Genomic DNA, 13,726 nt, shown 5'->3' with positions numbered 1-13,726 from the left:
AGCGGGGATCACGGAGTTGGGGTCATGCAGCGTAGCGGTTGCGGCAAGCTACGATAACCGGAAGCAGTACAATAACAAAGCCTTCAGGGCCGCAAAGGAACAGTGTCCCGACGGGACACTCGGCGCAGTACCGGACCGGTAGACCCCGGTCGGCGGCTCTGCCAACCCGGAGTGTTCATTATGCCTTCAGGATCAACAGCCCTTCGCAGCGGGGCCATCGCCCTTGCGCTGCTGTCCGCTTTCCCGCTGACCGCACTGGCCGACGCCGAGGTCCAGCGTAGTGGTTATTACTGGCGCGCCACTGTCGATGGCGCCAATGTCTACACCGGCACCCGCATGTTCGATGCGGTGAACGCCGCCATCAATAACATGGGGCCCGGCACCGTTAACGTGCGCACCTCCGGCAGCTCCGGCTCCGACGGCGGCAACGTCTATGGCATACGTCCAGACGACGGCACCGTGCTCGACTTTCACGGCAATACCATCACCGCCAACGGTGGTGAACTGGTGGTACCGGTCTACTGTAACGGCCGCAACGGAGTTGCCGTGCGTAACCTGAACGTGGAGGGTAACCCCCGCTATGGCGTCTGGTTCCGGGGTTGCTCCAACGTCACATTGCACAACATCACCATGAATCTGAACATCAGTAACCCGGTTGGCCTGGGTATCCGGGTGGACGCCTCCACCGGACCGGCACGCAACCTGACCATCAGTGGCAATATCCGGGTGGAAGGTTCCCGCACCCATGGCATCGAAACCTACGGCGTGGACGGTTTCACCATTGGGGACGTTACAGTCAACAACAGTGGTGGCTCAGGCTTGCTGCTGAACGACTCCCGCAACGGTACCGTGGGAGCGGTCACCGGCAACCGCAACAACCAGGGCGGCGGCTATGCCACCTTCCGGGTGGCCAACAACAACGGCCCCAACGTGGAGGTGGAAAGCATCTACTCCCGCAATTCGGGCCGTGGCTTCTTCAGTGTATCCGGTAGTAACGGTACCACCATCGGCCATGTAGACATCGCCAACAGCAGCGCCCAGGGAATTTTCCTGGAAGACGCCAGTAATACCCTTGTGCTGAGCGGCTCGGTAAGTAATGGCAACCCCAACTGCCAGCTGGTGCGCACCAACAGCTCCAGCCTCAACGTATCCGGCTGTGCCCGGGTAGGAACCCCGCCCTCGAATCCGGGCAATGGCGGCGACAATGGTGGCAGTGCCAATATTGACAACGGCACGTTCCGCATCACCCCCGTCCACAGCGGAAAGGCCATGGACCTGGCCATGTGCGACACCGGTGCGGGAACCAATGTGCAGCAGTGGAACTGGCTTAACAATGTGTGCCAGAAGTGGAACGTGACCCACATCCGCGATGGCTACTACCGGATCGCACCCTCCCACGGACCGGACAAGGCACTGGATATCGCCGGGATCTCCACGGAAAACGGTGCCAATGTGATGATCTGGGACTGGCTGGGCAACGACAACCAGCTGTTCCGCTTCCAGAGTGCCGGCACCGGCCGCTGGAGGATTATCCCCAAACACAGCGAGAAATGCCTGGATGTTAACGGCTTCTCCCAGGACGCGGGCGCCAACCTGGTGCAGTGGACCTGTATCAGCGGCAACACCAACCAGATGTTTGAACTGGACAGGATGTAACCGCCTGCGGGCCCGGCAGAGGATGCCGGGCCCGCAGTGTCCCGTTTGGTGACTTCACTGACCTGCCGAGCCACTGCAAGCCCGGCGCCCTCAGCCGGCGCTTTTCAAGGCTTCAAGCATGGCGGCCATCTTCTCATGAAGCTTGTTGACCGCCTTAAGCGGGCGCACCATTACCTTGAAATCCCGGATCCGCCCTTCCTCGTCCCACTGAATCATGTCCACACCATTGATCACGATGCCGTCCAGTTCGGTTCGGAACTCCAGTACCGCATTATTACCGTCCACGATTTCTCTGAGATATTCGAACTGATCGTTGCCCAGCACATGGAACGCCGCCGCCAGATACTGCCTGGTAATAGCCTTGCCTTCCTGCGGCGTATGGACCACCGGCGAGTGGAACACCGCATCGTCCGCAAGCAGGTCATCCAGACCGGTCACATCACGGTCCCGCATCAGTCGATGCCAGGTTTCAAGGGTATCGATCACGTGTTATGTCTCCGTCTTGTTGTCTTTCGTTCGTGAGTCGTCCCGGGCCAGCGTGATACGCACCAGCCAGGGCCCGACCGCCTCAAAGGCGACCGTAGATACTACCACCACCGCCATCAGGGTACTGGCAAACTCCGGATAACGCTCTCCGGCCAGCAGTGCCATGCCCATTGCCACCCCGGCCTGGGGGGTCAGTGCCATACCCAGCCCCTTGGGCAATGTTCCCTTCCGCGCGTTCACCAGTGAGGAACCAAACCAGCCACCCGCCAGTCGCCCCAAAAGCCGCAGCACGATGTACGCCAGGGTGACGCCGACAGCCACCGTGAGATTGGCCAGGTCAAGGCTGGCCCCGGCAAGCACAAAGAAGAACACCAGGAAGGGCCACTTCAGGTACTCGATCTCACTGAAGGAGCGATTATGATGGGAGGCCAGGTTGGCCACCATCGCGCCGGCGACCATCGCCGCCAGCAGCTCCGACACATGCAGCAGGGCGGCACCTCCAGCCAGCAACAGGATCAGGGCGATAGCCTCCACCCGGGTGGGTTCACCGGCTTCCAGCCGACCGGTCAGCCATGCAGCCGGCACCCCCACAATCACCCCCAGGGCCACGGCTCCGCCCAGCTCCCATAACGCTACCAGCACAGCCTGCATCCCGTCACCGCTGCCATGCCAGCCAAGGAACGCCATTGCCAGCCCGAATATAATGACACCCCAGCCATCATCCACAGCGACGGTGCTGAGCAACAGCCGACCGGTACTGGTATCGGCGGCACCCTGCTCATGAATCGTTTCGGTTACAGCGGCCGGATCCGTTGCCACAGAGACGGCACCGAGCGTAATCGCAAGGATCAACGGAAACCCCAGCAGCCAGAGGCCCGCCCCCACCACAAACCCACTGACCAGCACCACGGAGAACGAAAATATGGCAACCACCGGTCCCAGGGTTCTCAGACGTTCCCAGGTAAACTCACCACCCAGCAGGAAAGCCACCATCACCAGCGCCAGCTGGATCATCGGCTCGGACAGGCCCTCGAGAGGACCGGCTGGCTGGCCCAACAGCCATTGCTGGATCACAGCAACGCCAACGCCGATCAGAACCAGTAACGATATCCGGGGGATCGCCGTCCTGCGGGCAATGATATCCGCCAGGATGCTGAGCGACAGCAAGGTACCGAGCATCAGCAGGACCAGCGCGTAGTGGGGAATCTCCATGTCGGCTATATCAGGCCGTGCCGGACCTGGCCTGGGAGGAATCCTCCTCGGCCTTGCGTTCTCTGGCGGCCTTGGGAGGAAGCAGGCTGATCAGTTGCCAGTCGGACTCAGGCGAGATTTCCTCGCCGGCCATGACCGGGTGGATTTTCTCCTTGTCGTTGATGACGAATAACACCCTTGCCTCGCCGTCATGACGGGCAACAAAATCCTCGTAAGTGAACGATTCGCTCAACTGGGTGGTCTTTACCATATAGCCCCGGCTTACCAGGCTGGCCAGCTTGGGATAGGACAGGCCACCGAACAGGCCACGGGTCTGCTGGATTTTCTCGGCGGTCTGGTGGCTGGCCTTCTGGTCCTGCTCACCTTCCGACAAGCTGTAGACACTATTGGCACCGAACCAGTCCAGAAAGTGGTAGGTGGCCAGGGAGTTCAGCTGCTTATAGGGCGATATTACCAGCAGCTTGCCCACCCCGGTCAGGTCAAGGTGGGTGGAAGCGTGCTCGGATGTGGGGTTGCCGAAGTAAACTTTAAGGCCGTCCATGCGTGCCTGTCGCACGTTTTCCCAGTTGGTGTCTGTCAGCACCACGGGAATCTCGTTCTTCTGCAACGCCTGGGCAATGGCCCGGGCACCACTGTTGGCCCCCAGGATCAGGAAACCATAGGCCGCCGGTTCCGCCACCCCGAGAGCCTTGGCAATGGGACGTGCCGTGAGGCTCTGGAGGGTCACAGTGACAATGATCAACATGAATACCAGTGGCACCAGGGTACCGGCGTCCTGGTAGCCCTGATTTTCAAGCTGGAAGGCAAACAGTGCCGATACCGCCGCCGCCACGATCCCCCGGGGAGCAATCCAGCTCAGGAAGAGCTTTTCCCGCCAGTTCAGCCTGGTGCCCATGGCGGACAGCACAATGCTCAGGGGCCGTGCCACCAGGATCAGTATGGCCAGCACCGCCACCAACCCCCAGCCAAGTTCAGCAATAGCTCCGAAGTCGACCCGTGCAGCGAGTATGATGAAGAGGGCGGAAATCAGCAGAACGCTGAGGGATTCCTTGAACTCCAGTATGTCATCGATGGGCACCATCTTCATGTTGGCCATCCAGATACCCATCACGGTTACCGTCAGCAGGCCGGATTCATGGGCCATCTCGTTGGACAGGGCGTAGACCCCGAGCATGAACGTCAGGGTTCCGGCATTATGGAGGTAATGCGGCAGCAAATGCTTTCTTAGCGCCACCCCGTTAAGCCATCCGGCCACCGCACCGAGGACCAGCCCGACCACTACCGTCTTGCCGAAGATATAGACCGAGTGCCAGAACACGTTGCCCTGTCCCCAGGAGACGATAGCCTCGAACACCAATACCGCCAGCAAGGCGCCCACCGGATCAATGATGATCCCCTCCCAGCGCAGGATGTTGGCCAGGTTCTGCCGGGGCCTGACCGAACGCAGCAGCGGCGCAATCACCGTCGGGCCGGTAACAATGGAGATGGCACCGAACAGCAGGGCCACCTCCCAGGACACGTCCAGCACCCACTTGGCCGCCAGGGTACCGATCAACGCAGTAACCACCGACCCCACCGGTATCAGGTTGCGGACCATGCGGCCATGACCCTTGATTTCCTGATATTTGAGGGTGAGGCTGCCTTCGAACAGGATCACCGCCACAGCCAGGGATATCAGTGGGAACAGCAGGTCACCAAACAGGGGCTCCGGCTGCAGCCAGCCCAGCATCGGGCCTGCTGCCAGGCCCCCGGCAAGCAGGAAAAGGATAGCCGGCATGCGCACCCGCCAGGCCAGCCACTGACAGAAGAGAGAGGCAACGCCAATGCTGGCCAGTACGAGAACGGTGCTTACGCTCATAGAAATCCGGTTCCGTTGGTTTCGGTTGAAAAACGTGAAGACGGGACAGGTGCCGCCGGGCCTGACGCGCTGGCGCATCACCCTTCCAGAAGGACGTCAGTGGATAGACAGGATACGTCAGCGCGCAAACGCTGTACACGGCAGGACAACAGGCTAACCGGGCGCCGGGGCCCTGCCCTCAGCAAAGGAAGCTGTCGGCCGGGCCGGGGTGTTACTGTCGAAAACGGCTGTCGCGGAGGCAGGCCGGGAGCGTCGGTTATCGCCAAAAAACAGGCCGGCAGAAAGCCGGCCTGGTCGTCATATCACGTTACTACCGGAGTCAGGGACCGCGCCCTTTCATCGCATTAGCCACCAGCGTGATTACCAGCAGGACAAGGAAGATGAAAAACAGAATCTTTGCAATGCCGGCAGCCGTGCCGGCAATACCACCAAAGCCCAGAACGCCGGCAATAATGGCAATGATCAGACAGACAACAGCCCAATAGAGCATCGTTCCCTCCTTATGGTTGGCTTGGCCTGAACAGGGCCGCCAACAGGATATGAGTTTGGGTAACGCCTTTTAACCATTGGCCGCATGTGGGAAAAACTCAAGAAATCAGGGGCGTCCTGACCAACATTTAATGCTCCGTTCGTGTTCCGGCAAACCTTCACACCGCCAGATGCCCCTGTTTGTCTGGGCTACCAGGCCCTTAACCCACGAAGCCGACAAAACACTCTCCCCTTGCGCCACTTTTTCGGTGATGCTCTTAACCGCAGAAGAGTGTTCACGCTATGAATGTGGACGGCCCGAGCATTTTAAAAGGCTGTCGTCGTTATAAGACTCGACCTTTACAAACACGCTCACTGCGAATACACACCAGAAATAAAAACACTCACACCAACAACGACATGACTACCAATATTACATATAAATAGATCAGCATCTAAACAGAAACCAAACACCACCCCCAACCAACACCCATGAATGCTTCGGGAATACTACGTTTTTGTTAACCACTCATTAAAATACTGAAAAAACATAATCTTAAAATACTTTAACCAAACCGTATAAAGCTTAAATAACATCAGCATCAAGCCTGTGCATCGTTGAATTAATTGCCTTATTTCGGTGCAAGTGAAAACGCAAAACCCCTTTATATCGATCTTCGTTACATGTCTTTCCGCCGAGGTTTTCTTTTAGAATCCAACGATCATAGCAATGCAGAAAACAGCTGATGATTTATGGCCCGCTAAATGCAGGTCCTGATCGTCTTTACCTGTTTGGTAGCCTGCGATATTCACGGAGGGATTTATGGGCAGTCAGCAAAAGCAGCAGAAGGCCACGGTGCTTCCGCCAGCTTCCGGAACCACCGCCTCGATTCGTCTTCATCGCTCCAATATCCTGGCGTTCTTCCGTGCTTTCGACAGTCTGCTGGTGATACTGGCCCTGTGGGGTGTTCTCCAGTTCTGGGGTACCCCCTGGAGCCATACCTATACCTGGCTGGGTGTGCTGGCCATTATTGCTTTCGTGTTCTTTGCGGAGAGCAACGAGGTTTATCACCTCTGGCAGGGCTTCTCCACACCCGCCCTGGCTCACCGCCTGACACTGGCCTGGGCCGGCACCGCCGTGGTTCTCGGCGTGTTCGCAGTGGCAATGGAACTCATGGCCAGCATCAACATTCGCGCCGTTGCACTGTGGCTCACCCTGGTTCCCATTGCCATTATCTCCTGCCACTGGTTGCGGCGACTGGTACTCGCCCGTTTTCGCCGGCAGTCAGCCCAGCGTCGGATAGGCATCGTTGGAGCCACGTCACTGAGCCAGCGGGTAACCACTGCCATTCGCAACCTGCCCTGGATGGGCTACCAGATCGCCGGTTACTACGACGACCGTATGCTGACAGACGACCGGAGCCGGCGACTCGACGACAATCAGGTGCAGGTATCGGGTAACCTGGAACAGCTCAAGCAGGCCGCCCGTAACGGCGATATCGACATGGTATTCATCACCCTGCCCATGGCCGCCGAAAGCAGGGTTCGTGAGCTGGTGCACGATCTGGCCGATACCACCGTATCCGCCTACCTGATTCCGGACATTTTCAGTTTTGACCTGCTTCACTCGCGCCTTACCGGCATCCAGGGCATCCCGGCCGTGAGCATCTATGACTCTCCGCTGGCTGATCAGGCATGGACCAAGCGCCTGTTCGACCTGTTCGGAAGTCTCGCCATCCTGGCAATCGTCGCCATTCCAATGCTGGCCATTGCCCTCGGCGTCAAGCTCAGCTCCCGGGGCCCGGTCTTCTTCAAGCAGACCCGTTATGGTGTGCGTGGCGAGAAGATCAAGGTATGGAAATTTCGCTCCATGTCAGTCTGTGAGGACGGTCCCGACGTTCCCCAGGCCAGGCGGGGTGATCCGCGGATCACGCCCTTCGGGGCAATGCTGCGGCGGACCTCTCTCGACGAGCTGCCACAGCTTTTCAACGTCCTTGGCGGCAGCATGTCTCTGATAGGCCCAAGGCCTCATGCGGTGGCTCACAATGAGTTCTATCGCAACCATATTCAGGGCTACATGCTGCGGCACAAGGTGAAGCCAGGCATTACCGGACTGGCCCAGGTGAACGGGTTCCGGGGTGAAACCGAAACCATGGACAAGATGGTGGGCAGGATTGCCTACGACCTGGAGTACATCCGTAACTGGTCGCTATGGCTGGATATCAAGATCCTGTGGTGGACAGTATTCCGGGGGTTTGTAGGACAGCAGGCCTACTGACCCGACGTCTGGTCTGATCCGTTCGGCACCCTAGACTCCCCTGGAACCGAAGGACCAACGCGCTTTCTGGAGTACGCGGGCCAGCTTCCTCCAGGCATCCCCTGCACCCAGAAGCACACCCGGCATGGCGGCGGCCAGGAAGTACAGAATCCGGGCCGGAAGATAGCCATTCTCCTGCAGACCACGCCGGTAGAACATCCGGGCGGTCTCCAGGTCGCCATCAGCCGCACACCGGCTGCCAATGACACACATTTCCCTGGCCAACCTCCGGCTGGGTGGGCGGAACAATGCCCCCTGCTCGCCATGGCAGCTCAACGGGTCTGGCCTTCCCGCCAGCCGTTCGCGATGGCAGTAAAGGGCGAAGTCGGAAAGATACCGCTGCAACATCAGCCGGTGCGGATCAGCCGCCACCGAGCCGGGCACCTTGGTGAACTTCCGATAGAGCACGTCGCCGAGCACCAGAAAATGGCAGTGTTGACTCATGCGACACCACAGGTCCCGATCCTGCCCGCATACAAAGAACGGCCGATACCCCCCCACCTGATCGAACAGCGCCTTGCGGAACATCACCTCACCATGATGGAACGGGTTCCAGTCGAGAATCAGCTTATGGGCAGCACCATCGTAAGCCTGCTTGTCGATGTGTGGAGGCCGGGAACTCTGCATGGTGACGATTTCCGAGCGGCACCCCACCACACCCACATCCGTACGCTTGTCCAGCACCTCTGCCTGAAGCGCCAGCCGTTGCGGAAAGGAAACATCGCCGCTGCCGTGGATCGCAATGTACTGCCCTCTGGCCTGGGCAATAGCGCCATTCAGCGCCCCGACCAAGCCCTGGTTGGGACCGGAAACCACCCTTGTCCGGTGATCTTCAAAGAGCCGTAGCCGGTTCAGGGTGTCATCGGATGAACCGTCATCCACCAGCAATATCTCGTAGTCATCCAGGGTCTGGCACTGGAGGCTTCGAACCGATTCCTCCACCAGCGCTGCGCGATTATAAAACACCGATACCACGGTAACCCGGGACATCCTCAACTCCTTTTCATGGATCCGGTGACGGCAGCCCCGATTGCCACCAGTTCATCGGCCTTGATATGAGCCGGGGTAATATCCCCGCAGGGGGATACGTAGCACACCTCAGCCACCATATCGTACCCGGTCCTGTCCCGCACGCGGCAACGCGCCAGGCTGATCAATGTCAGGATATCCAGCGCCCGGGCGTGATCATGATTCACGATGAAATTGGCATGCAGGGGGGAAATCATCGCACCTCCGACCCGGGAACCCTTGAGTCCGCACTGCTCGATCACGGCCCCCGGCGGCCCGAACTCAGCATACATTGCCGGATCGCTTACAAACACCGAACCACAGTTCGGCAGCTTACGCGGGAACTTGCGCCGCCGCTGTGCAAGGATGCCCAGCATTTCACGACGCACCGACTGGCAGGATTCAGCCCGACGGAACCGGAAACGGGCGCTGACGATGATTTCCCGCAGGCTTTGGAACACCGAGTGCCGGTATCTGAAATCACACTCCTGGCGGCTGCGGACCCTTCGTTCTCCTTCCGGCGTAACGGAAACCACGTCAATCAGGTGATCTCCAATCCCCTTGCGCTGACTGCCACCGTTCATGCAGATCAGTCCTCCCAGGGTGCCGGGAATACCGCAGGTATGCTCGGCACCCGTGAGCCCCGCCAGGGCCAGTTGACGGGCGAAGCCGGGCACCCAAAGGCCAGCCTCGCTCCGTACCCGGGCTCCCTCGACCTGAAAGCCTGATAGCGCAGACCCGATCTGGACCACCAGGACATCGATGCCTTCATCGGCAAACAGCAGATTAGAGGTGGAGCCCAGCACCACATAGGGCAACTGGTGCCGGCTGACGTAGGTCATTACCTGCTGCAGCTGCCACGCTGAACGTGGCTGCAATACCAACCTGGCTGGCCCGCCTACCCGCCAACGACTGACCTGCTCCAGTGGCACGTTGGTTTTCACGCCACCGGGCACAATGGCTTCCAGCTCCCTTATGATACCGGCATTGATGGTGGCAGGGTGTTCCATCACTCCGGACGCCTGACCGGCCACGTCCCTGTCATGAGTTCCGTTCATCAGACTGGTGATCCCTCCATTACGTTTGTCACTGGTGACCGCACGACGGAAACCAGCGCTTCCCTGCCGGTACGATGCCGCCCGAAACATCAGCAAAGGATACACATAAATTGCAACGCACTCAGCCGTCCACAAACGCGACGGACCCCTGGACGACCGCTGTGGCAATGATCCTCGAGTCGGCAATTTAACATGACATTTTATTAACCAGGACCAACACGAACGGTAATCCCCACAGGGTTCCTGACGCTTTTATTATGCCCATGAATCGGGTAACTTGACTCAATAAAATCAGTATCCTGGCGGCACCGGGGGCCGCATGTAGAATACCCTTTCAGCACCCTTTGCCCCACAGACGAGAAAAGCATTCCGTCAACCGATGCGTTGCCAGGTTAAAGGACTTCCAACATGGGTACACGGACGAACATGCTATTTGCTCTGCCCGCTTTCTCTGACGTTACACGCCACCGTCACCTGCCAGTAACCATGGCTGCATTGCTGTTCATGGCATCCCCCGTGGCCGCCCAGGAATCCGAACGACCGGACCGCTTCCAGTTCAATGTGGATCTGGGCCACACCCGCGACAGCAACTACGATCGTCTCCCCGATAATGACCCGGAACAGATCACAACCGGAAAGGCCGGGATTCGCCTGAACCAGACCCTGAGCCGCCAACACTTTAACGCCAGGGCCGCCGTTACCCGTTACAGGTTTGACGAACGGGATGAGCTGGACACCTCCATCTGGTCTGGCGGCGTCGGCTGGCAGGGTAGCATCGGTAGCCGATTCAAACCTTCTCTTTCCTGGAGCCAGACCGAGCAGCTGGTTGACCGCGCCGAGTTCGAGGGGAGGGACATCCTCACGGATGAAACTGTCCGGGGAGGGCTGGTCTATTCGCTGGGGCCACACTGGAACATACCTGTCAGGGCGCAACGCGTGGAGCAGGAGCATTCCAACGAAACCCAGACGGCTCTCGATTACATTGATGAACAGGTTTCCGTCGGGGCATCCTATGTCAGTGACCGCAATTCCTCTGCCGGCATCAACCTTATCCATGGGGATCGTGAATACCCCAACCAGAACCGGACGCGGCCGGAGGACATTCCGGACCGGGACGACCTTGATTACGACTACTGGACCGTAGAACTGGAAACCAACTGGGTAATCAGTCCGAAAACCCAGTTGGAGGGCCGGTTGGGGTTCTTCGAACGGGACGGTGAAGCCAACGATGGCTCAGGAGGCTACGCCCTGATTGAGGCACGCTGGAAGCCCACCTACAAGACCAGACTGACCACCGGTGTGCAGTACACAGAGCCGGCCATCGGTGAAACCGCGAACAGCCCCTCTGAAATCGAACGCATCTATATTGACGCCGAGTGGCAGGCCACCCCCAAGATCCTGCTCAGCAGCGGCTATTCCTGGTCTAACAACCGTTTTGATACCAATACCAACCGCGAATCCCGCACTGAAGAACTGCAGGTTATCAACCCCTTGACCGCCCGCTACCAGATGAACGAAACCCTGGCGTTTTACCTTCGCAGCACCTGGGTGGACCGCAGTTCCCCAGTGGACGACCGGGAGTTCGACGCAACCATCGTCAAGGTCGGCCTGGACCTGGCGCTCTAGTATCTGAGGCATTGCCTGACAGGGCCTGACAGGGCCTGACAGGGCCTGACCTTGTCAGGCTATGTCCCCTGCTCTCTTTCCCGGAAACAGCGAATCAGAAAATGGCCAATGTCGACAGTATATCGACGGGCCAGCCGCCGGGGTTCCAGGCTCAGACGATATAACCATTCCAGGTGCAGCCGGCGGATGATTTCCGGAGCCCTGGGCTTGTCTCCGGCCAGAAAGTCCAGCAGGGCCCCTACACCGATGAGAAGCCGGGCATCCAGTGACGGCGCGTTTGCCAGGATCCAGGTTTCCTGACGCGGGTTGCCTGTTGCAACAAGCACAATATCAGCACCGCTGGCATTCATGTCCGCTAGCACACGATTGTTGTCGGCCGACTCGTCGTACCCGTCCAGGGCACCGGCCACCAACACTCCCCTATCTTCCAGCACCCTGGCGGCCTGACGAGCCACACCGGGCTTGGCACCCAGCAGGAACACCGACGGCGGGGCAGCAACCTCGCCGTCGCCGCTGTGATAACGTGCCACCAGCGTTTCCAGCAGTGCTGGTACAAAGTCGGTGCCGTTCAGGTTGTCCGGGTAACGGCGCTGATGAATCAGCAGGCTGGCGATATCCATACCGATACCATCATTCACCAGAATCACCTCAGGCTGCTTAAACTCCGGTTTCAGGGCCGTGCACTGGTTGACGAAGTTGGTATTCACGAAGAACAGCATCCGCCTCCGCCCCCGAGCCAGATCCCGGATCAACTGCGTCTTCAGCTCTTCCGTGGTCAATGCGGACACCGGGTAGCCTGCCAGTGGCAGGACGGGAAACGGATCAGGTTTCTCGTACGCGGTCATGGCGACACCCGTGCATCATCAAATTCGGCCGGCGCCAGGATCCTGTCCGTCACCTCCGACCAGCTCAGGTGTTTCCGGGACGACTCGTGGGGCGCTTGCAGGGCCTGATTCATGGCCTGCTCCACCGAGACACCATCCCCGGGCTTATAGCCAAACCGACTGGCATAGCCCCCGACTACCGCATGGGGGCAGACCGCAGGCACGCCGAAGAAGTCGTACTGGATCAACTTCATGGAGGTATCCGCCAGGTAGGCCGGGACCGCCTCCGAACGGTAGGGCGCAATACCAATATCGGCGTGACGTATATAACGAACGGTTTCCTCGTGGGGCATCTCATCGTAGACGGTCACGTTGGGACCATAGGACGGATGGTGGGGTTGCCCACAACCGATAATATGGAAATGCACATTCGGGAAACGGTGGGAAGCCTCTGCGAAAAACGTGGGGTCGAAGAGCATCGACCCCACCGATACGGCGTTAAGGGCATCCCTGTAGGGTGAAGGTGTCTGGCCCGACGAAAGCTTATGGTCGATACCATGGGGAACCAGTGCAATGTTGCCCTTCGAGGGTATGCTGTCCACCAGCGTACGGGACGGTACGCGGATGGTATCCATCCGGGGTGCCGCCTTACGGAACGCCTCCTTGACGAAATCCGCCACCTCAATGGTATCCAGGTCGTCGGACGCAATGTAGATGGTCCTGACCTTGGGGTTGAGTCGTTTGGCCAGCTCAAAGAATATTGGCGCGACACCACTCTCGAACACCACCACATCGGCCTCCGATAACCAGCGCTTCAGGACCCGGCTGGCCAGTGCCACGTAGCCCCGGAACATCAGGTCCTCGAGCCTGCGAAGATCCGGGCGTCGGGTGTTGAACGGGTGAATCGGCGTTTTCCAGAGGTAGCATTCGACACCATCAAGCTTCTCGACCCGGTTGGCGCGGCGATCCAGTGACAATCTCGGATCACCTTTATGACGGGACAACAGACTGTAACGGAGAGAGAAAAACCGGGTCTCACCGCGTTTTGCCAGCTCCCGGGCAATAAAGTGGATATTTGCCTTGCGGGGCGAGCGGTAGTCGTGGGCGGAGAGCACCAGGTAGCGCAACCCGGACCCCAAACGGCGTGCCGGGGCTGGGGCCGCTGGCTGCCCCTGACCTGGGTTTGTTCCGTTACTGCCCGTACGCGCAACAG

General features: G+C 59.1%; 11 protein-coding genes. 3 read left to right on the top strand and 8 right to left on the bottom strand.

The features are described 5' to 3' along the window. Positions 1-180 precede the first annotated feature (180 nt). Positions 181-1,656 (top strand): RICIN domain-containing protein, encoded by a 1,476-nt coding sequence (locus ACFOZ5_RS18630; protein WP_379890180.1) that lies wholly within the window; start codon positions 181-183, stop codon positions 1,654-1,656. A gap of 90 nt (positions 1,657-1,746) precedes the next feature. Here ACFOZ5_RS18630 and ACFOZ5_RS18625 read toward each other — a convergent pair whose 3' ends face one another. The 4 genes from ACFOZ5_RS18625 to ACFOZ5_RS18610 form a co-directional block, all read right to left on the bottom strand. Continuing rightward, positions 1,747-2,142, bottom strand: a complete 396-nt coding sequence (locus ACFOZ5_RS18625; protein WP_379890179.1) for a nuclear transport factor 2 family protein — start codon at positions 2,140-2,142, stop codon at positions 1,747-1,749. 3 nt (positions 2,143-2,145) lie between these two features. After that, the gene (locus tag ACFOZ5_RS18620) at positions 2,146-3,354 is read right to left on the bottom strand and encodes a cation:proton antiporter (RefSeq protein WP_379890177.1); all 1,209 of its coding nucleotides are present in this window, start codon (positions 3,352-3,354) and stop codon (positions 2,146-2,148) included. Between the two features lie 10 nt (positions 3,355-3,364). Then, the gene (locus tag ACFOZ5_RS18615; protein WP_379890175.1) at positions 3,365-5,212 is read right to left on the bottom strand and encodes a cation:proton antiporter; all 1,848 of its coding nucleotides are present in this window, start codon (positions 5,210-5,212) and stop codon (positions 3,365-3,367) included. 319 nt (positions 5,213-5,531) lie between these two features. Continuing rightward, a complete protein-coding gene (locus tag ACFOZ5_RS18610) occupies positions 5,532-5,702 on the bottom strand; it encodes a DUF1328 domain-containing protein (protein WP_379890173.1) in 171 nt (56 codons plus the stop codon). Positions 5,703-6,503: 801 nt separating this feature from the next. On the opposite strand from ACFOZ5_RS18610, the gene ACFOZ5_RS18605 reads away from it, so the two are divergent. Next, positions 6,504-7,958 carry an undecaprenyl-phosphate glucose phosphotransferase gene (locus ACFOZ5_RS18605; protein ID WP_379890171.1) on the top strand — a complete coding sequence of 485 codons (1,455 nt, stop codon included), beginning with the start codon at positions 6,504-6,506 and terminating at the stop codon, positions 7,956-7,958. Positions 7,959-7,988: 30 nt separating this feature from the next. On the opposite strand, the gene ACFOZ5_RS18600 is transcribed toward ACFOZ5_RS18605, so the two are convergent. Both ACFOZ5_RS18600 and murB read right to left on the bottom strand, forming a co-directional pair. Next, on the bottom strand, positions 7,989-8,987 hold the full coding sequence (locus ACFOZ5_RS18600; protein WP_379890169.1) for a glycosyltransferase: 999 nt from the start codon (positions 8,985-8,987) through the stop codon (positions 7,989-7,991). A gap of 2 nt (positions 8,988-8,989) precedes the next feature. After that, on the bottom strand, positions 8,990-10,063 hold the full coding sequence (gene murB, locus ACFOZ5_RS18595) for a UDP-N-acetylmuramate dehydrogenase (RefSeq protein WP_379890167.1): 1,074 nt from the start codon (positions 10,061-10,063) through the stop codon (positions 8,990-8,992). 408 nt (positions 10,064-10,471) lie between these two features. Here murB and ACFOZ5_RS18590 point away from each other — a divergent pair, with 408 nt between their 5' ends. Next, positions 10,472-11,689: a hypothetical protein gene (locus ACFOZ5_RS18590; protein WP_379890165.1), complete on the top strand. Its 1,218-nt coding sequence runs from the start codon at positions 10,472-10,474 to the stop codon at positions 11,687-11,689. A gap of 59 nt (positions 11,690-11,748) precedes the next feature. On the opposite strand, the gene ACFOZ5_RS18585 is transcribed toward ACFOZ5_RS18590, so the two are convergent. Together ACFOZ5_RS18585 and ACFOZ5_RS18580 are read right to left on the bottom strand one after the other, a co-directional pair. After that, positions 11,749-12,534 (bottom strand): WecB/TagA/CpsF family glycosyltransferase, encoded by a 786-nt coding sequence (locus ACFOZ5_RS18585; protein ID WP_379890163.1) that lies wholly within the window; start codon positions 12,532-12,534, stop codon positions 11,749-11,751. Beyond that, positions 12,531-13,640 carry a glycosyltransferase gene (locus ACFOZ5_RS18580; protein ID WP_379890161.1) on the bottom strand — a complete coding sequence of 370 codons (1,110 nt, stop codon included), beginning with the start codon at positions 13,638-13,640 and terminating at the stop codon, positions 12,531-12,533. Before ACFOZ5_RS18580 ends, ACFOZ5_RS18585 begins: the two co-directional genes overlap by 4 nt. Positions 13,641-13,726: the final 86 nt, after the last annotated feature.

It is taken from the genome of Marinobacter lacisalsi, assembly GCF_042651045.1.
Taxonomy (GTDB): Bacteria; Pseudomonadota; Gammaproteobacteria; order Pseudomonadales; family Oleiphilaceae; genus Marinobacter; species Marinobacter lacisalsi.
Note: the sequence above shows the minus strand (reverse complement) of the source record. Positions and strands in the feature narration are given on the sequence as shown.